The 19,718-nt window shown below is 70.8% G+C and carries 13 protein-coding genes and 2 pseudogenes; 7 read left to right on the top strand and 8 right to left on the bottom strand.

Going from position 1 to position 19,718, the window contains the following annotated elements:
* The 4 genes from ND747_RS06195 to ND747_RS06180 all read right to left on the bottom strand — a co-directional run.
* Window positions 1–558, bottom strand: a 558-nt coding sequence (locus ND747_RS06195) for an AzlC family ABC transporter permease (RefSeq protein ID WP_251732490.1), incomplete at its 3' end; no start/stop codon positions are given.
* A 49-nt stretch (window positions 559–607) separates the two neighbouring features.
* Window positions 608–1,459: a hypothetical protein gene (locus ND747_RS06190; RefSeq protein WP_251732489.1), complete on the bottom strand. Its 852-nt coding sequence runs from the start codon at window positions 1,457–1,459 to the stop codon at window positions 608–610.
* Window positions 1,460–2,309: 850 nt separating this feature from the next.
* Window positions 2,310–3,329: a hypothetical protein gene (locus ND747_RS06185; protein ID WP_251732488.1), complete on the bottom strand. Its 1,020-nt coding sequence runs from the start codon at window positions 3,327–3,329 to the stop codon at window positions 2,310–2,312.
* A 483-nt stretch (window positions 3,330–3,812) separates the two neighbouring features.
* On the bottom strand, window positions 3,813–4,262 hold the full coding sequence (locus ND747_RS06180; RefSeq protein ID WP_251732487.1) for an MmcQ/YjbR family DNA-binding protein: 450 nt from the start codon (window positions 4,260–4,262) through the stop codon (window positions 3,813–3,815).
* Window positions 4,263–4,833: 571 nt separating this feature from the next.
* Here ND747_RS06180 and ND747_RS06175 point away from each other — a divergent pair.
* Window positions 4,834–6,573 (top strand): MFS transporter, encoded by a 1,740-nt coding sequence (locus ND747_RS06175; RefSeq protein WP_251732486.1) that lies wholly within the window; start codon window positions 4,834–4,836, stop codon window positions 6,571–6,573.
* A 304-nt stretch (window positions 6,574–6,877) separates the two neighbouring features.
* Here the strand turns inward: ND747_RS06175 and ND747_RS06170 are convergent, their stop codons facing one another.
* Window positions 6,878–8,356 (bottom strand): WS/DGAT domain-containing protein, encoded by a 1,479-nt coding sequence (locus ND747_RS06170; protein ID WP_251732485.1) that lies wholly within the window; start codon window positions 8,354–8,356, stop codon window positions 6,878–6,880.
* Between the two features lie 795 nt (window positions 8,357–9,151).
* Here ND747_RS06170 and lpdA point away from each other — a divergent pair.
* Window positions 9,152–10,555 (top strand): dihydrolipoyl dehydrogenase, encoded by a 1,404-nt coding sequence (lpdA, locus tag ND747_RS06165; RefSeq protein WP_251732484.1) that lies wholly within the window; start codon window positions 9,152–9,154, stop codon window positions 10,553–10,555.
* A gap of 70 nt (window positions 10,556–10,625) precedes the next feature.
* Here the strand turns inward: lpdA and ND747_RS06160 are convergent, their stop codons facing one another.
* From ND747_RS06160 to ND747_RS06150, 3 genes and pseudogenes are all read right to left on the bottom strand, one after another.
* Entirely contained in the window at window positions 10,626–11,186 is a 561-nt protein-coding gene (locus ND747_RS06160; RefSeq protein WP_251732483.1) for a Zn-ribbon domain-containing OB-fold protein, read from the bottom strand.
* Between the two features lie 851 nt (window positions 11,187–12,037).
* A pseudogene (locus ND747_RS06155) lies at window positions 12,038–12,733 on the bottom strand (histone deacetylase); the annotation flags it as partial.
* Window positions 12,734–12,837: 104 nt separating this feature from the next.
* Window positions 12,838–13,125: pseudogene (locus tag ND747_RS06150) on the bottom strand (transcriptional regulator); the annotation flags it as partial.
* Between the two features lie 310 nt (window positions 13,126–13,435).
* On the opposite strand from ND747_RS06150, the gene ND747_RS06145 reads away from it, so the two are divergent.
* The 5 genes from ND747_RS06145 (at window position 13,436) to ND747_RS06125 (ending at window position 19,702) form a co-directional block, all read left to right on the top strand.
* Window positions 13,436–13,837 (top strand): PPOX class F420-dependent oxidoreductase, encoded by a 402-nt coding sequence (locus ND747_RS06145; protein WP_251732482.1) that lies wholly within the window; start codon window positions 13,436–13,438, stop codon window positions 13,835–13,837.
* A gap of 37 nt (window positions 13,838–13,874) precedes the next feature.
* On the top strand, window positions 13,875–14,747 hold the full coding sequence (locus ND747_RS06140) for a class II glutamine amidotransferase (RefSeq protein ID WP_251732481.1): 873 nt from the start codon (window positions 13,875–13,877) through the stop codon (window positions 14,745–14,747).
* A 430-nt stretch (window positions 14,748–15,177) separates the two neighbouring features.
* Window positions 15,178–18,108 carry a nitrite reductase large subunit NirB gene (gene nirB, locus ND747_RS06135; RefSeq protein ID WP_251732496.1) on the top strand — a complete coding sequence of 977 codons (2,931 nt, stop codon included), beginning with the start codon at window positions 15,178–15,180 and terminating at the stop codon, window positions 18,106–18,108.
* A gap of 74 nt (window positions 18,109–18,182) precedes the next feature.
* Complete coding sequence (nirD, locus tag ND747_RS06130; RefSeq protein ID WP_251732495.1) at window positions 18,183–18,509, top strand: nitrite reductase small subunit NirD; 327 nt, start codon at window positions 18,183–18,185, stop codon at window positions 18,507–18,509.
* Window positions 18,506–19,702 (top strand): uroporphyrinogen-III synthase, encoded by a 1,197-nt coding sequence (locus ND747_RS06125; RefSeq protein WP_374216155.1) that lies wholly within the window; start codon window positions 18,506–18,508, stop codon window positions 19,700–19,702. Before nirD ends, ND747_RS06125 begins: the two co-directional genes overlap by 4 nt.
* Window positions 19,703–19,718 lie beyond the last annotated feature (16 nt).

Here is a 19,718-nt window from a genome sequence, read left to right as displayed (position 1 = left end):
CGCCAGGGCGGCGCGGCGGGTCGCGGCATCGCCCCGCAGCGCGGGCAGGACCAGGGCGAGCAGGACGGCGGGGAAGGCGGCGTCCAGGCCGAAGGCGTCCGGGTCGGGCACCGCCCGACCCGCGAACGCGCCGGCCAGCACACCGAGGTTCCACGCGACGAACAGGCCGAGGCCGCAGGCCCAGAACGCGGCCCGGTCCCGTCCCGACGGACGGCGGGCCAGCGCGAACACGACCGTCTCGTCCACCAGCAGGTGGCTGCCGACCAGCCGGCGCAGCCAGCCCGTACCCAGCGCGTCGCCGATCGCGAACCCGTAGGGCAGATGCCGCGCGTTGACCAGCAGACACGCGGCCACCGCCGGCGCCACCGCCCCACCGGCGGCGAGCAGCCCGACCAGCAGGAACTGCGACGCCCCGCCGAACACCACCACCGACAGCAGCACCGGCGCCCACACCGGCAGCCCCGCCCCCACCGCGATCGCTCCGAACGACGCCCCCACCAGCGCATCCGCCCCGCAGACCAGGGCAACGTCGCGCAGCACCTCCCGATCGCCCGTCATGCCACCGACACCGTCACGAGACCCTCCGCCGTCACGAGACCCACTGCCGTCACGAGCCGAGGGCGGCCGGGGTGGCCCATTCGGGGGCGACGGTGGTGCCGTCGACGGTGAGGCTGTAGCCGCCGTCCTCATCGAGCTGGGTGACGAGCAGGGCGAGCAGGGTCTGCAGCCGGGCCAGGCGTTCGCTGCCGGCGGCGTGCGGGGACCGCAGTGCCTCGACGAACGGGTCGAGCCAGCTCGCGAACTGTTCGTCGTAGTGGTCGTGGAAGTAGGCGAATCCGACGCAGACGGTGGCGGCGGCCTCCGGTCCGCGCATCAGCTCACCGATCGCCCGCTGCTCCTCCCGCCACAGCATGAACCGCGACCCGGCCGAAAGCTCGGCCTTGCGCAGTGAGCTCGCCCCCGCCGGCGGCCCGTTCTCGTCAGCTCCTGCCGCGGACGGGGCCTCGTCGTCGAACTGGTCGGCGGAGAAGACGCGGCCGATGTCGGCGAGCAGGGCGGCGACGAGCCGGGTGTCGGCGGCGCTGTCGAAGCGCAGCAGCGCCAGCCGCGAGTAGAGAATCTCCAGCGTGCCGAAGTAGCGGGCCACGCAGTACACCGTGCCGAGCACGGCGAGCCGCCCACGGCGCTGGGTCGATCCCAGATAGGCGTGCAGGCCACCCTCGCGGATCGTGTGCAGCCGGGCGCCGAGGTCGACGACGGCGAGTAGCAGCGGCTCGCGGTAGCGGTCGAGTTCCGCCTTGGCCGCTGAACGCTTCTCGTGGTCACGCGCCGAACGCTCCGACTCGTACCGCATCCGTTCCAGCTCGATGCCCTGGCGACGGGTCCACACCGAGGCCCCGACGGACACGGCGACACTGGCCACGGACGTGATCAGCGCGGCGACAATACCCGCGTCCACCGCACCCCCGCCCGCTCTCCCACCGTCCTCGGCCGTCCTCGGCCGTCCTGTCCTCGGCGGTCCTGTCCTCGGCCGTCCTCCCGCCGTTCTCGGCCGTTTGACCCGCCACCGTTGATCATCCTAACGTCACAGGACGCCCCACACCGGCGGTTTGCCACATACCGCCGCCGGGCCCGGCCCGCTGGGCGGTTTTTGTGGATCGGGGGTCTGTCCGTGCTCCGACGTGCCTCGCTCCAACGTGCCTCGCTCCGACATGCCTTCTGCCGTGTACGCCCGGCCGTCGCAACCCCCACGATCCGCGGGTCCGGGCCGACCGATGGTCCTGGCTCGTGGGAATGTAGGCGTCTCCTCACGTTCCGCCCAGACATGTCGGAGCGCGACCACCCCGGGAATCGGTAGACGTTCCACCAGAACATCCTCGCCCCGTTCACCCCCGACACGCGTCGACCGACACCTTCCGCGTCACCCATGCCACTTCCTGTGACAAAACCGGCTCGGTCAGGGATGACCGAAAGCCATGATTCATTCTTGCCGAGGCTTAGTGAAGGATCTGCGGACCGGAACCTTCACTCCGCCTCGGCAAGAATCCGTGACTTGGCGAAGTGGCCGCCGTCCAAGGCGGGCACGGGAGCACGGGGGCCCGGGGGCATGGGGCATGAGACGAGGAGGAGGCTGCCGTGGTCAGGGCGCGATGCACGGTCGCTGGGCACGGTGGTCTTCGGGCTGTGCGACCACGGTTCGTGGAGTGGTCCCGGGCGTGGCAGCGAAAGGGCCGTCCTGCGGACGCCTGGTGGTGACGTGGTCATGTTTCGCGAACAACGAGGATTGACCAGGACTCACGAGAAGTGGCCTATGGCACGGCGAGGGTGACGGCGGCGGTGTGCGGGTGGCCACCGGCGCGGAACTGCAGGTAGAGCCGCCAGGCGCCGGCGCGGGGCAGGTGGGCGTCGAAGGTGAGAGTGGGGCCGCCGTGACCGGTGGCGCCGTGACCGGTGGCGCCGTGACCGGTGGCGCCGTGACCGGTGGCGCCGCGACCGGTGGCGACGGAGCCGGCGACGACAGAGCCGGTGGGATGCAGGTGCGCGAAGGCGAGATCGCCCTGGTGGAAGGCGCTCAGGTGGGCATAGCTGGCCAGGTAGGGCTGCAGATCGGTGACGGGGCGGCCATCCCGGCTCACGGTGACGGCCAGCGGACCTGCCATCCCGGCCCGCAACGGGCCCCGGGGCATGGACAGGCGCAGGGTGTAGCCGTCCACGGTGGTGGTGGTCGTCGGCGCCGGTACCGGCGTGGGGACGGCCGCTCCCGGGATGGTGATCGGGGTGCTGAGCACGAACGGCATGACTCGTCCGTCCACCGGGGTCGTGAACGAGGCGTAGGCGCGGTAGAAACCACTCGCGGGGGCGGCGAGGTTGGCCGTCCACGTGCCGTCGGTGGCCATGGTCGGATGGACGTGCTGGAATCCGACCAGGTCGGAGCGAATCAGGTACAGGTGCATCGTGGCCCCCTGTTCCTGGACGAATCGGGTGATCGCCCGACCACCCGCGCCGCGCACCTGAAACCGCAGCTCCACCGGCCAGTTCGCGGCAAACCGCGTGGCCGCCGGCACCAGCGTCACCCCACCCACCCCGGCTGCCAGCCCCTCACCACCGGTTGCGCCGGGTCGCCCGAGCCCGGCCGGCGTCGGCGGGGCAGACGTCCCGGGCCGGGAGCCGGGCATGCCGGCTGGCTGGTCAGCTGGCTGGGCCGGGGACGTGGCGGTGACCGGGACGTGTGCCTGCGACGCATGCCCGGGGCCTGTGGCGCCGGTGGTGTCGGCGCCACAGGCAGCAGCCGCGACCGCGACGAGAGCCGCGACCGCGAACCCGACCACGGCAGCGGGCCACCGGACCGGGCGGGAGCCGACGGCGTTCTGTCCGGCGCCATGAGCCCAACCGGTACAGGAGCGGGCAGCACGAAAGCCTGCGGTACGAAAGCCTGCGGTACGAAAGCCTGCAGCGCGAGAGCCTGCGGTGCGGGGGCGGGCAGCCAGCATCGAACAGAGCCCTCCTCCGGGCGGAAAACGGGGGTCACACGCCCGGGTATCCCGCGGCGGGGAAACCCGGTTTCGATCCGGACCACAGACGCGGGATGTCCCGCCGCTCGGGAATCCCGCGCCGTCCGGCGTCTACGGGCGTTCGCCGCCATTCTAGGAAATGCGCCGCGTCTCACCCCACCATATGGCTCCCCCAGCCTTTCTCCGGACCCGCGAAGACCACCTGCCGGCGAACGCCGTTCACCAGTGAACGCCGTTCACCGACAGCTATCCCGAGATGGGAGCTCGCGACAATCGGATGTCCACAGAAGGGCGATGCCGTCAGCAGGGTTTGTCGGGGTGACGCTGGTCGAGGTGACGCTGGTCGAGGTGACGCTGCGCGAGCCGCTTCGGGGCACGGACCAGCCATGCCTCGGTGAGCAGCTCCGTGAGTTCGGCGACCCCGATCTCGCCGAGACGCACCAGCACCGCCGGGAAGTCCGCGAAGTGGGCCACGGTGAAGTACGCGTCGGGATCCTCGGCGATCAGCGCCGCCCGCACCCCGACATCGGCCACCCGGACGGCCAGCGGGATCTCGCCCGTGCCGACAACCGCGTCCGCCGCGGCGCCGCCCGGGTCGGCCCGCAGCACCTCGAGGTCAGCCCGACGAAGCGGGCGTTCCCACGCGAATGTCGCCCTACGCACCCGCCAGGCAACGTTGCCGTAGGACGTCCCCTCGCTGACCTCGGGCAACCCGAGCGCGATCCGCCGAACGTCCGCCCAGCCAGCCACGAACACCACTCTAATGATCTCGCCACGGCCACGGCCGTCCGGTGTTCACTGCCCCCGCTCCCCACGTTCGCTGCCGCCGCCGATTCTGCTGTTGGGAGGCCCTGCCGGCTTGTTCTGGGCGACGGGGGCACCACACTTCGGCCACGGTCACTTTCTACGACGCTCCTGTCGGGCGCCTCGGGTATGCAGGATGCACATGGGTCGCCATGGGGGCTTTTGTGTCCCGTTTGCCGCCCCACGACGACCCGTGTGGGCGGATCTTGCTGTGGGGCCGATGGCAGGGCGCGGTGGCGGCGGGGGTGATGTTGCTGCCTGTGCGAGCGATGCGGGTTTTGGCTGCGGAGAGTAGTGGGCGGACTGACGGGCGGCGAAATCATGACGCCTGTGTCGCCACCGAGCCGGTCAGCCGGGTCTGGTGAGAAGCCGGTGCCAACGCCGGTTCCGGTGCTGCCCAGGTAGGGATATTGATCCGTGGACGGGGCACAGGGGCGAAGTCAACATCGGCGTCCCGGCTGCACAGGCGCATCGCAGGCACGGACACGGGGTGCGGATCCGGACGCGGGGAGGTGGCATGGGCGACCACGGCACGGCGGGCGACACCACAGCGGCGGGCGACACCACAGCGGCGGGCATCACAGGGGCGAGCAACACGGCGGCGAGCAACACGGCGGCGAGCAACACGGCGGCGAGCAGGACGGCGGTGGGTGACACCAGAGCGCAGGACGGTCCGTCGCCCGGTGGCGGCACGTCGGGGGTCGTCCGCACGGCGATCCCGGCCCGGCTGGACCGGTTGCCGTGGGCCCGGTTCCACTGGTTGATCATCATTGGCCTGGGGACGGTGTGGATCCTCGACGGCCTTGAGGTGACCATGGTCGGTGCGGTCGGCTCGCGGCTGACCGAGGACGGCAGCGGAATCTCGCTGTCAGCCGGCGACATCGGCACCGCCGCGGCCATCTACGTGCTCGGGGCCTGCCTCGGCGCCCTGTTCTTCGGCCAGCTCACCGACCGGTTCGGCCGCAAGAAGCTGTTCATCCTCACCCTCGGCGTCTACATCACGGCCACCACACTGACCGCCTTCTCCTGGACACCGTGGTTCTTCTTCCTGACCCGCTTCTTCACCGGCGCCGGCATCGGCGGCGAATACGCGGCGATCAACTCCGCGGTGGACGAGCTCATTCCCGCCCGGGTACGCGGCCGGGTCGACCTGCTCATCAACGGCACCTACTGGGCCGGGTCGGCCGCCGGGTCGGGCCTGACCGTCTTCTTCCTGTCCGAGAACATCTTCCCGACCAACGTGGGCTGGCGGCTCAGCTTCGGGCTCGGCGCGCTGCTGGGCCTGGTGATCCTCATCGTCCGCCGGCATGTGCCGGAAAGCCCGCGCTGGCTGTTCATCCACGGCCGGGCCGACGACGCCGACCAGATTGTCGGCGACATCGAATCGTCGGTGGAGGCGGACACCGGCCGGTCGCTGCCGGCAGCGAACGGCACCATCACGGTTCGCCAGCGCCAGGTCATTCCGCTGCGGACGATCGCCGAGACCGCGTTTCGCACCTATCCCCGCCGCGCCGTCCTCGGGCTCTCCCTGTTCGTCGGTCAGGCCTTTCTCTACAATGCCTTCACGTTCGATCTGGGCACGATGCTCACGACGTTCTACGACGTGAGCTCGTCCGCCGTGCCGGTGTTCCTCGTCGTCTATGCGCTGGGCAACTGCGCCGGGCCGCTGCTGCTCGGCCCGCTGTTCGACACCGTCGGACGCAAGCCGATGATCGCCGGAACCTATCTGGCGGCAGCGGTGTTCGGTGTGGTGCTGGCGGTTCTGTTCCATTCCGGGGCGCTGACCGCATGGACGTTCCTCGCGGTCGTGGCGGTCACCTTCTTCTTCGCCTCGGCGGGTGCGAGCGCGGCCTATCTCACCGTCAGCGAGATCTTCCCGATGGAGACCCGGGCCCTGGCGATCGCGTTCTTCTACGCGATCGGCACCGGCATCGGCGGCATCGCCGGCCCCCTGCTGTTCGGCCATCTCATCGACACCGGACGCACCGGCCCGGTGATGGTCGGCTTCCTCGTCGGCGCGGCCGTGATGGCGATCGGCGGCATCGCCGAACTCCTGCTCGGCGTGGACGCGGCCGGCCGCTCCCTCGAGGAGATCGCCGCCCCCCTCACCGCCACCGAGGACGCCACCGTCTCCTCCACCTCCACCTCCACCTCCACCGCCTCCGCTCAGCCCGCGGGCCCAGGCCGTCCCGGCAGAAGTCAGGTAGGCGTGCCCGGAGCCACCTCGGCGCCGGGCACGCCACACCGACCGCAATGACCCCGAAAACTACACAGCGCCACCGGCATCGTTTGCTCGTAATGCGATCTTTTGGCGTTGCACTCGATGGGGTGCAGCGAAGACGGCGCGGGGTCGGCGCGAGGTGCGCGGTGGCCTCCAGGGGCGGGCATCCAGGGCCGTGATCAGCCGAAGCCAAGACCAGGCCCGAGGCCAAGGCCGAAGCCAAGGCTCAGAACCGGAACCGGAACCGAGGCGGGCGCCGGCCGGGAGGAGTGCCGGCCGGATCCCGACGGCTGCATGGTGGATGCGGGCGGCGCAATCAGTGCACCGGGAGGCATTCGTCCTACCGGGCGCGCGATCCCGGATGACGTTGGTGCGGAACCTGCACGCCGATCGGCGCGAGGCGGTTCATCTCGTCGAGTTCGTGTCGCCACAGGGTGGCCAGTCGCTCGTGGTTCGGGACGCTCTCGCTGGCGGCGAAGCTGATGCCGACCCGGTCACCGACGCCGAACAACGCCACCGACAGGTGCTGACGGCCGGCGAGCAGCGGTCCGGTGCCGATCAACTCGGTGACCTTGCGACCGGCGACGTGCAGCGGGCCACCGACGGTGCGGGCGTTGGTCGCGACCATCGCGAGCTCGTGGGTGCGTCCCCCGAAGCTGGCCGCGTACGACAGCATCCGCGGGGTGGCGCGCTGGGCGACCGCGGGGAACAGATGATGTTCGACCAGTCCGATTCCACCGCGCTTGAGCCCCTTGGTGACCTCGGCGAGCCGGGCGATTCGGTGGGCGGCGTCCGGTTCGCCGCAGGGCAGGGCGACGCGTACGCCCGAGGTGTAGTTCGACAGGACGTTCTGGTCGGCCGCCAGTCGGATGCTCACCGGCATCAGCGCGTGCACCGGACGGTCGTCGTTGCGCCATTCGAACTCCGACCAGGTGCGGATGGCACCGGCCAGCGCGGCCAGGTAGACGTCGTTGACGGTGGCGTTGTGCCGACGGGCCGCGGCCCGGATCTCGCCGAGGTCGGCGGTGGTCCAGGTGTGCCGGGCCGGGCCCTGCGGCGGGCCGCCCCAGGCGTCGAGCACCCGGGTCGGAGCCAGGACGTTCAGCCCTCGGGTGACAAAACGCAGGTAGTCGGCGGCCTTGGGCCGCGCGATGGACGCGGGCAGTCCGATGTCGGGATCGTCATCGCCGCCGAACAGCAGGTGCAGCGCCCGATAGAGGGCCGCGCCGTCCTGGGCGATGTGGCTGGTGCGGTACACCACCACCGAGCCGGACGTCGTGCCGCGCCCGGCCGGTCCGCCGCCCGACGCGCCGTCGAAGGACGCGCCGCCGGATGTTCCCGTGCTGTCGCAGATCAGGTAGATCTTCCACGGCTGGGTGGTGGTGTCGGTCGGCCAGGTGGCGATCTGGTCGATGGCGGCGCGGATGCGCCGGTCGCCGACGGCGTCGCTGTAGCCGAGCCGTTCGGCCTGCTCAAGGGTCGGCAACGGGACGGCGACGACGTGCGCGTCGACGTCCATGTCCGGCTGGGAGACCCAGTGGGTCTCGGTGACCGTCGAGCGGCGGTCGGTGGGGCGTACCGTCACCGTCTCCAGCCGGTCGGTGAGCATCAGTGCCCGGGGCTGACGCACCCGCTCGGCGATGTGCGCCCGCAGGTCGGCGAGTTCCACCGGACCATCAAGGAAAAGCACCGCGCCGACATCCTGGAACTCGCCCGGATTGAGCTTGTGGAAGGCGAGATAAGCTCGGTCGCCCGCAGTGAGCGGGCGTGCGAAAGCCCGGTTGTAGCTGGTCTTTGAGACCGTGTCGACGAGCGTCATCAGGCGCGCCCCCCACCCGAGGCCGGGCAGTTTTCCCCACCCGAGGCCGGGCCATGCTTCCCACCCGAGATCGGGTGGTGGGCGCAGGCGCTGATACCCCTCGGAACAATGCTAGCAGAACGGCGGGAAAGTGCGCCGCGCGGACCTGTACCCATGGACCTGTTTATCCCCGGGCCGTTCCGCCCTGACAACCTTGTGTCCCAGGTCTCGAGCTAACAGGACGTTAAACGCTGCGAGCCCGGGACCCCCCGCCCAGGTATCACCACGTCAATGCAGCCAAAACGGGTCTCCCGCGGCCCCCCGATGGCACTCTCGTGCATCACCACGAAAAGGCCGAACGTCTCCTACCGGCGGGGTCGCCCGAATGTCCCGGCCAGGCCGGACCGCTCCCGACCGCCGCACGTTCCCGAACTGCCCAACCCGCCGCACCCGCCGCACCCGCCGCACGCTTCGTCGACCCGATCTCCCCAGCCACTCTTTGTCCCGCTGCCTGCACCCCAGGGCCACCACCCGCCCGCGTCCAGCCGTCCCGAGCGCCCGAGCGCCCGACGTTCCGACTGCCGACGTTCTGAGCCCAGCGCAGCCCCCACCCCCGCCCGAGCGTCCGGTACCCTCGGCGGCCCGATCATCCGGGGACCCGGTCGTCCATCCGGGGGCCCGACGTCCCGGCCAGTTCGGGCAATGCGGGACGAACTGTGCCCCCCAGGCAGGGGACGGTCAGCCCACCCGAGGTGTGACCGAACGCCGGGTGACAGCGTCGTCGCCGGGCTGTCCAGGGTCGTTAGGCTTCCAGGTGTGAGCGAACATTTCGACGTGGTGGTGCTCGGCGCCGGGCCGGGCGGATACGTGGCCGCGATCCGAGCTGCCCAGCTCGGTCTGACCACGGCGGTGGTGGAGGAGAAGTACTGGGGTGGGGTGTGCCTCAACGTGGGCTGCATCCCGTCCAAGGCGTTGTTGCGCAACGCCGAGTTGGTACACACCCTCACCCACGAGGCCAAGACCTTCGGCATCTCGGTCAGTGGCGAGCTGTCGTTCGACTACGGTGAGGCGTTTCGGCGCAGCCGCAAGGTCGCGGACGGCCGGGTCAAGGGCGTCCACTTCCTGATGAAGAAAAACAAGATCACCGAGTTCAACGGGCGCGGCACGTTCGTGGACGACCACACCCTGTCGGTGGCGACCGCGGACGGCTCCACCCAGCAGGTGACCTTCGACCATGTGATCATCGCTGCCGGCGCGACCCCGCGGCTGCTGCCGGGCACGTCCCTGTCGGACCGGGTGGTCACCTACGAGCAGCAGATCCTCACCGAGACACTGCCACGCAGCATCGTCATCGCCGGCGCCGGCGCGATCGGCGTCGAGTTCGGCTATGTGCTCAACAACTACGGCGTGGACGTCACGATCGTCGAGTTCCTCGACCGGATGGTGCCGCTGGAGGACGCCGACGTCTCCGCCGAGCTCATCAAGCACTACAAGAAGGCCGGGGTGAAGGTCCTCACCTCGACCCGGGTCGACTCGATCGACGAGTCCGGTGACCTGGTGCGCGTCACCGTGACCGGCAAGGACGGCACGTCCCAGGTACTCGAGACCGAGAAGGTGATGCAGGCGATCGGCTTCGCGCCGAACGTCACCGGTTACGGCCTGGAGAACACCGGGGTCGCGCTCACCGAGCGCGGCGCGATCGACGTCGACGAGTACGCCCGGACGAACGTCCCGCACATCTTCGCCATCGGGGACGTGACGGCCAAGCTCATGCTCGCGCACGCCGCCGAGGCCATGGGGATCATCGCCGCCGAGACGATCGGTGACGCCGAGACCTACCCGATCGACTACGTCATGGTGCCGCGCGCCACCTACTGCCAGCCGCAGATCGCAAGCTTCGGCTACACCGAGGCGCAGGCCCGCGAGCTCGGTTTCGATGTGCAGGTCGCCAAGTTCCCGTTCATGGCGAACGGCAAGGCGCACGGCCTCGGCGAGACCGCCGGCTTCGTCAAGATCCTTTCGGACGGCAAGTACGGCGAGCTGCTCGGCGCGCACATGATCGGCCCGGACGTCACCGAGCAGCTGCCGCAGCTGACCCTGGCCCAGCGCTGGGATCTCACCGTGGCCGAGCTCGCCCGCAACGTGCACGCCCACCCGACCCTCGGCGAAGCCGTGAAGGAAGCCATCCACGGCCTCGCCGGCCACATGATCAACTTCTGAGGCGACCCGCCTGCCGAGCCGGCTCCCCCTGTGCGGCGGGCCGGCTACCGAGGCGCACCCGCACCCGAGGTCAGCGTGCCCCGGCGGCGGCCGGCACCCGCGGATGGAACACGACGCGGGGTTCGGCCGAGCCGGGCCGCAACGCCAGGGCCGCGCGTACCGGCTGACCGATCGTCACCGCGGCCACCGGTACCCCTTCGAGCCGCCCCGGGAGCCGGATCCCCTCGTCCAGGGTGACCAGGGCGAGGGCGTACGACGGACGTCCCGTGAACACCGGTGTGTCGGGATGGCGCATCACGAGAAAGCTGTCCACCACTCCCGCGCCGCTGGCCGCCTCGAAGACGGTCGAACCGGCGCAGAACCCGCAGGGACGTCCCGGCGCGGGCTCCAGCCAGGCCCGGCACCGCTCGCACCGGGACAGCACGAACCGTTCCTGTCGCATCGCCGCCCACAGATCCTCGTCACAGGCGCGCACCATCTGATGCGGACGGGTGACCTCACCCGCGTTCGCCGGCGGTGAGAGGTCCCGTTCGTCCCACTCGACGATCGCGTCCCGTTCGGCGGTCATCTCCCGCCCCGATGCCATCTCCAGCCCCGATGCCGTCTCCCGCCCGGTCACGACAGCCGGCATGTCCGGCACGGCCGACGTCGGCGACGCGGACCGGTCGATCACTCGTACATGCGGCTGGCCACTGATCACCTGACTTACCCCCGTCCTACGTGCCGGTTCCTTCCGTTCCAGCACAACACCACCGGACAACACCTGCCCCCGTTCCGCCCATTTTTGCTGGGCGGTCATCAAACCGGCTTCCCTGTTCACGGATCTCCCCTGGTCGCCGGACATCCCATCCGCGCGGCCCGTTCTCCTGCAGCCCGGCATCGTCCGTGCCACGGTCGGACGCCTGGTCAACATGCCGGTTCGCGCTCTTGGGGGTGGTACGCCCGGCAGTGCCCCGCCCCGCAGCCACACTCGTGCCCACCCGACCGGCGCCGTCCGCCCACCCACCCCACACACCGGCAGCAGTCGCACCACCAGGAACTTTGCGCGCCGCCTCGGACGATCAAGCACCCACCCCCAGCACATGGGACCCTCAACCGGGGACACATCGATGGCGACACCCGCCGCCTTCGGCCCAGCCCACCCCCACCGCCGCCCGCCCCCACCAACCATCGCCAGCCGCCAGCCGCCAGCCGCCAGCCGCCAGCCGCCAACCATCGCCAGCCGCCACAGCTCGCGGCGCGGTCAGGGCGTGGCGCGGTCAGGGCGTGGCGCGGTCAGGGCGTGAGGCTGTTCTGTCGGAGCGTGAGGCTGTCCTGTCGGGGCTCGGCGCCGTCCCGTTGCGCCGCAATCTGTGGTGCCGCCGCACCGTCGGGCTGACCCTGACCCAGGCCCTGGGGCTGGGGCTGGGGCTGGGGCTGGGACGGAATGGAGCTGGGTAGCCCGAGGACGGGTTGCGCGAGGGTGGTGTGGTCGTCGGGGGTGAGCAGGCGCTCGATGGCGACGGGGGTCCAGTGGCCGGCGGCGCCGGGGCGGGACGCGAGGTAGTCGGCGATCTGCTCGGGGGGCCAGTCGTGTGCCTCGCGCAGGCCCGCGGCGAGCATCGTCAGGTAGCCCTCGGAGGGGGCCGTCAGGGGCACGTCGGCCATGCGCCAGGGGGCGGTGAAGGTCAGCACCGGCACTCCCCCGCTGTGTCCGACGAGGACAAGCGTCTCGTACCGGCCGGAGCCCACCTGGGCCCGACCGGTCTGCAGCACGGCGGCCAGGTCAAGGTCGGCGTCCGGTGCGCGGTGCATCTCCTGCGCGGCGACATCGGCGAACTGACCGGCGGTCAGCAGGTAGGCCCGTCCGGCCACCTCTCCGGCGACGGTGGGGTCGTAGAAGGCGACTCCACCCGTCCAGATCGCCGACTCCGACGCGAAGTACATGGCTCCCGGCAGCAGGACCGGTGCGGCCAGCCGCGGCGGGCGCGGATCGCGGCAGCCCGGATGCCGGTGCGAACTTCCTGGTGGGCAGCCGCCGGCAAGGTAGTAGGTGAGCCGGGAAAGGCGCAGATTCGAGCCATAACTCGCATACCAGACCAGCTCCGGCCCGGCCGCGCTGGCCTGACCGGTAGGGCCGGCCTGACCGGTGGGGCCGGCGGGATCGAGCGGCAGAGCCGTTGCAGGGGCCTCGCGCATCGATCCAGCATGAACACTGAACGCCTGCAATGCCACGAGAATTGCCACTCAGGTGGCCATCGAACGAGCAGGTGGCCGTCCGACGTTCGCCCGCGGTCGCCGGCCGGTGCGGTGCAGACCAGCAGGGTGAGGCCGAGGTGGAGGGGAACCTTCAGGGCCTGAAAGTTCAGCTCGAGCGGGCCGATCACGGGGTGGCACAGACGCTTGCGCCCGGTGCGGTGAAACCGGACGTTGTGGGCCGCCCAGCGGGTGCGAAAGTCGGTGCTGCGGGTGGACAGCTCGCCGATCAGCGCAATCAGCTGCCTGTCGCGGGAATTTCGGCCGGCCTCGGAGCGCAGCATCGCGGCCACATCATCGGCGGTGCGGTCCCAGCCGGTGAAGAAGTCCCGCGCAGGCGGGTCGAGGCCGTCCGGCGATCACCACAGCGCCGAACAGCTGCAGATGATCGATCGCTGATCCCCGGGCCGACATCCCTGCCGCAACGGTCAGGCCGGTCAGGCCCCGGCCGCGGTCAGGTCGAGGTCGGCTCGTCAGCTCGCGGGCGTGGTCGGGTGTTGACCTCAACCCGACGTCACCTTCTACGGTGGCGCCGAAGCCCCGTCCGCGTTCCACCAGGCCACCGGGCCACCAGGCCACCAGGCCACCGGGCCACCGGGCCACCGGGCCGCGGGGCCGCGGGCTGCCCCACGAGAGGAGCACACCATGGTCTTCACCTCGGTCGAACTCGAGTACCTGCGTTCCCAGCGCCTCGGCCGGCTGGCAACCCTCACACCGGACGGGACGCTACAGAACAGCCCGGTCAGCCACGTCGTCGACGACGCCACCGGCGTGATCAGCATCTATGGCTACCACCTCGGCACCACCCGCAAGTTTCACAACATCGCCGCAAACGGGCAGGTCGCCTACGTCGTGGACGACATCGCCTCGCTCGAACCCTGGACGGTACGCGGCGTGGAGATCCGCGGCACCGCCGAGGCGCTGCGCGACATCATCCCGCCGACCGCACAGCTGAGCCCCGAGGTGATCCGCATCCATCCCCGCCGGATCATCAGCTGGAGCCTCGGCACCGACGGCACCCACGGTTCACGCCGCACTGTGACGTGAGCCTGGGTACCCGGTGGCCACGGTAGAGTCACTGCACATGTGCAGGCTGTTCGGACTGACCAGCGCCCCGCACGTCACCCGGGCCACGTTCTGGCTGCTGGACGCGCCAGACAGCCTGGACGAGCAGAGCCGTCGCAACCCGGACGGCACGGGCCTCGGCTTCTTCGCCGCGGACGGACGCCCCGAGCTGTTCCGCCAGCCGATCGCGGCCTGGCAGGACCAGCAGTTCGCCGCGCACGCCCGCCACGCCCGGTCGACCTCCTTCGTGGCGCATGTGCGGCATGCCTCGACCGGCGCGGTGTCGGTGCCCAACACCCATCCCTTCGAACGCTCGGGGCGGCTGTTCGCGCACAACGGTGTGGTCGAGGGACTGCCCGCGCTGGAACACCAGCTCGGAGCGGAGGTCATGGCCAGTGTCGGCGGCGAGACCGACTCCGAGCGGCTGTTCGCGCTCATCGACCGGGAGATCGACGCGGCCGGTGGAAACGTCGCCCGCGGCATCACCACCGCGGCCCGCTGGGTGGCCGCCGAACTGCCGCTTTACAGCATCAACCTGCTGCTGGCCAGCGCAACCGAGCTCTGGGCTCTGCGCTATCCCGATACCAACAGTCTCCACGTGCTGCGTCGCCCGCCCGGTGGCCAGCACGGTGGACGGGCACTGCACCACGCCGACGCAACCGGTGCGACCCGGGTGCACGCCTCGGATCTCATCGAGGTCCCGGCCGTCGTCGTCGCCAGCGAGCCGATGGACGAACACCCTGACTGGCGGGCCCTGGCCAGCGGCGAGCTGCTGCATGTCGGTCCGCATGGCGAGGTGACATCCAGGATCGTCCTACCCGACCCGCCGGCCCACCCGCTGCAGCTGGCCGACCTGCGTCCCGAGGCCGCCACCTCCCAGCACGTCGCCTGACCAGGGCGGACGCCCATCACCCAAGGCCGGTGTCACATTTCCACCGACCCGACGCAACGTCCCAGGTGACCCTGGATACCACAACCATCACATTCTCTCTCCCTCGAACCAATGTCACCCATGATGCACCGTAAAGAGCGAGCTAAATCCCACATTCCCACCCACCCACCCACCCACCCACCCAGAATCTCCATCCCGCACCACTTTCCCCACGGCGGCCCCGCGCCGCTTCCCCAGTGCCATTCAGGCGGCCGCCGCACACGAAAATCCCGACCAACAGCCCGGCGCGGCTATTCCGCACAGCGGTCCCGCAGGCACGGTGAGGCGGATTTATCGCCGCGTTAACGTCGACGCACAGACGGGTCAACAAGACGCCGACACCATCACGGACGTGGTCGACACAAGACAGCTGGTCGTCGTCGGTAACGGAATGGTCGGGCAGCGGTTCGTCGAGGACCTGCGAGAACGCGACACCGACCGGACCTGGCAGGTGACGGTGTTCGGCGCGGAACGCCAGCAGGCCTACGACCGGGTGGCGCTGTCCTCCTGTTTCGACGGCGTCGACCCGCAGACACTCGATCTGGTGGCTGACGGCTGCTACGACGGCCACGACTACGTCCTGCACCTGGCCGAGTCCGTCGACGCCGTCGACCGCGCCGCGCAGACGGTGACGACCAGCCTCGGGCGAACCGTCGGCTACGACGCGCTCGTGCTGGCCACCGGTTCGTCCGCGTTCGTCCCACCGGTGCCCGGTGCCGATCTGCCCGGCTGTTTCGTCTACCGCACCCTGGACGACCTGGCCGCGATCCGCACCGCCGCCGAACGCGCCAACAGCAGTTCTCCCAACCACCCTGCCACCAGCAACCCCGCTTCCAGCAACCGCTGCGCAGGCATCCCGAGCCCCGCACCGACGCCGCTGGGGTTGGTCGTCGGCGGCGGGCTGCTCGGCCTGGAGGCCGCCCGCGCGCTGCGCCAGCTGGGACTCACCGTCCACATCGTCGAGATGGCCGACCGGCTCATGCCCCTGCAGGTGGACGACGGCGGCGGCGCCCTGCTGCGCCGTCTCGTCGAACAGCTCGGCGTCACCCTTCACCTGGGCACCTTCGCGGCTGCAATCACCGCCGCCGAACCGCTCGCCGTCCCCGATGCCTCGACGACTCCGGCGAACACTCCCGCGCCCCTCACCGTCCCCGAACCGGGCACAGCCCCCAGGACCACTGCAGAGACCGGGCCGGCGGTGGACGCGTCCGGGCACCTGGTGGTGTCGTTGGGGGACGGGACGACGCTGGCAGCAGATGTCGTCGTCTTCGCGGCGGGTGTGCGACCACGCGACGAGCTTGCCCGAGGCGCGGGGCTGGCCGTGGGCGAGCGTGGCGGGGTCGTCGTGGACGGCGGCTGTACGACCGCGGATCCGGCGGTGTTCGCGATCGGCGAGTGCGCGTGCATCGGCGGCCGGGTCCACGGGCTGGTCGCACCGGGGTATGCGATGGCGACGCTGCTGGCCGAGCGCCTGCTCGGCGCCGAGGGCCGCGAACTGGGCGCTACGGACACGTCCACGAAGCTCAAACTGCTCGGCGTGGATGTGGCGAGCTTCGGTGACGCGCTGGCCAGCACCGCCGGGGCGCTGGAGGTGACCGTCAACGACCCGGTGGCCGGCAGCTACGCCAAGCTCGTCGTCTCCGACGACGCGTCCACGCTGCTCGGCGGAGTCCTCGTCGGCGACGCGTCGAAGTACGCGCTGCTGCGCCCGCTGGTGGGACGCCCACTGCCCGGGGACCCATTGTCCATGATCGCCCCTACCGGCGCCGATTCCGGCGCCAGCGCCGGAGCGGTCGGGGTCGCCGCGCTGCCGGCGGACGCGATGGTCTGTTCCTGTCATGCGGTGACCCGCGGGGCGATCGACACGGCCATTGCCGACTCGGGGCTCACCAGCGTCGCCGATGTGAAGGGCTGCACGAAGGCCGGCACCGGCTGCGGCTCGTGCGTGCCGATGCTGGCGGCACTGCTGGCCGAGTCCGGCGTGGCGGCGAACCCCGCGCTGTGCGAGCATTTCGACGTCTCTCGGGCCCGGCTGGCCGATCTGGTGCGCACCGAGGGCATCACCACCTTCAGCGAGCTGGTTGCCCGACACGGCCACGGTCGCGGCTGTGACATCTGCAAGCCGGTGGTCGCATCCATTCTCGCCAGTTTCGGCAACGGCCACATTCTGGACGGTGAACAGGGCGCGCTGCAGGACACCAACGACGCCTTTCTGGCGAACATCCAGCGCAACGGCACCTATTCGGTGGTGCCGCGCATTCCCGGCGGGGAGATCACTCCGGCGAAACTCATCGCGATCGGCGAGGTCGCCCGCGACTTCGACCTCTACACCAAGATCACCGGAGGGCAGCGCATCGACCTGCTTGGCGCCCGGGTCGAACAGCTCCCGGCGATCTGGCGCCGTCTGGTGGCCGCGGGCTTCGAGTCCGGCCATGCCTACGGCAAGGCGCTGCGCACGGTGAAGTCGTGCGTCGGCTCGACCTGGTGCCGTTTCGGTGTCGGCGACTCGGTGGCCCTGGCCATCCAGTTGGAGCTGCGCTACCGCGGCCTGCGATCGCCGCACAAGGTCAAGGCCGGGGTGTCCGGCTGTGCCCGGGAGTGCGCCGAGGCCCGCAGCAAGGACATCGGGGTGATCGCCACCGAACGCGGCTGGAACCTCTACGTCGGTGGCAACGGCGGCTTCCGCCCGCGCCACGCCGACCTGCTGCTCACCGACGTCGACGCCGAGACCCTGGTGCGCACCATCGACCGTTTCCTGATGTTCTACATCCGCACCGCCGACCGCCTGCAGCGCACCTCGGTCTGGCTGGAGGCCCTCGCCGCTCCCACCGCCCGCCCGGCCGCCACCGGCGGCGGTACCACCCATAGCGGAGGTACCAGCAGTGACGGCCGTTCCGGTGGTGCCGGTATCAGCACCGACACCGGCACCACCGGAACAGTCGATCTTGACGGCCTGGACGGTCTGGCCTACCTGAGGGCAGTCCTCGTCGACGATGCGCTGGGCATCGCCGACGAGCTGGATGCCGCAATGGACCGTCACGTCGCCACCTACCACGACGAATGGGCCGGAGTCCTCGAGGACCCCGAGCGGCTGCGCCGCTTCGCGTCATTCGTCAACGCGCCGGACACTCCTGACCCGGGCATCACCTTCGTCACCGAACGCGGCCAGCCCCGCCCGGTACTCCTCCCCCTGCCGACAACCGGGTCGCCGACCGGGTCGCCGACCGCCACGCTCCCGGCCACGCCAGCCACAGCGCAGACTGTGATGCCGGCGCCGCGTTCCGACAACCCGGCCGGCACCCCCACCGGTACGCCACGATGACCGAAACCGGAACGTCCGAGAACCAGACGTCCGGGGTGACCGGCAGGACCGCGGCGAGGAGGGACAGCGAGGCCATGTCCATGTGGACGACGGTGTGCCGCCTTGCCGACCTGACGCCCGAGCGTGGAGTGGCCGCGTTGGTCGGCCAGACCCAGGTGGCGCTGTTCCGAACGCACGATGATGCCCTCTTTGCGCTGGGGAACCAGGACCCGTTCAGCGGAGCCTGGGTACTGTCACGGGGCATCGTCGGCACCCGGGGCTCCCGACCGACGGTGGCCTCGCCGATGCACAAGCAGGTCTTCGATCTGCGCACCGGCGAATGCCTGGACGACCACGGCGTCTGCGTGCCCGTCTACGGCGTCCGTATCCGCGAGGGAACGATCGAGGTGAACTGCGCGTGAGCGGTGCCAGCCCGTCCGCGAGGGCGAGCTCGGAGTCCGGTTCGGGGTCGGCTTCGGCGGGCGTGGAGCCGCTCGCCGGCTACACCATCGGGATCACCGCCGCCCGGCGGCGGGAGGAGTTCGGCGCCGCACTCGAGCGGCGGGGCGCGAGCGTCCGTTACGGCCCGGCGATCCGGATCGTGCCCCTGGCCGATGACACGCAGTTGCGCGAGGCAACCGACCGTTGCCTGGCCGCTCCCCTGGATCTGGCTATCGCCACGACCGGCATCGGCTTCCGCGGCTGGATGGACGCCGCCGAGACCTGGGGTCTGGCCGAACCGCTCACCAAGGCGCTGGACTCTGCGGTCCTGCTCGCCCGCGGCCCGAAGGCTCGTGGCGCCCTGCGGGCCAGCGGCCTGCGCGAAGCCTGGTCGCCGGCGTCGGAATCGTCCAACGAGGTACTCGAGCACCTGATCGAACATCACGATCTTGATGGCCGCCGTATCGCCGTCCAGCTGCACGGCGAACCGCTGCCCGATCTGATCGAGACCCTGCGGGCGGCCGGCGCAGATGTCATCGAGGTGCCCGTCTACCGCTGGATCGGCCCGGCGGACCCGGCCCCACTGCGCCGTCTGATCGACGCGGTGGCCACCGCGGAGCTGGACGCGGTGGCGTTCACCAGCGCCCCCGCGGTGGTCAGCTTCCTGCGCACCTCCCAGGAGCTGGGCCTGCGGGAGGCGGTGCTGGAAGCACTCGGCGGCCAGGTCGTCGCCGCCGGCGTGGGCCCGGTGACCTCCGGTCCGCTGCTCGACCTCGGCATCCCGGTCGTCCAGCCGGCCCGGGCGCGCCTGGGCGCGCTCGTCCGCGAGATCGTCGAACAGGTCCCCCGCCGCCGCGGTCTGCTGCTGCCCGTCGCCGAGGGCTGGCTCGACATCCGCGGCCAGGCCGCCGTCGCCGACGGCCGGGTCGTGCCACTGAGCCGCACCGCGATGGCCCTGCTGCGGCGCCTCGCCGCCCGCCCGGGGCATGTGGTGACCCGCCGCGAACTGCTGCCCCCGGGTGGCAGCGACGAGCACGCCGTCGAGGTCGCGATCGGCCGCCTGCGCGCCGCACTCGGCAACCCGCGGATCATCCAGACCGTGGCCAAGCGCGGCTACCGCCTTGCGTTCGACCCCGAACGCGGCGCCGTCGACACCGCCGACTGGCGATACTGACGTCGCCAGCGCACCG

It is taken from the genome of Frankia sp. R82 (genome assembly GCF_023716925.1).
Classification (GTDB): Bacteria; Actinomycetota; Actinomycetes; order Frankiales; family Frankiaceae; genus Frankia.
Note: the sequence above shows the minus strand (reverse complement) of the source record. Positions and strands in the feature narration are given on the sequence as shown.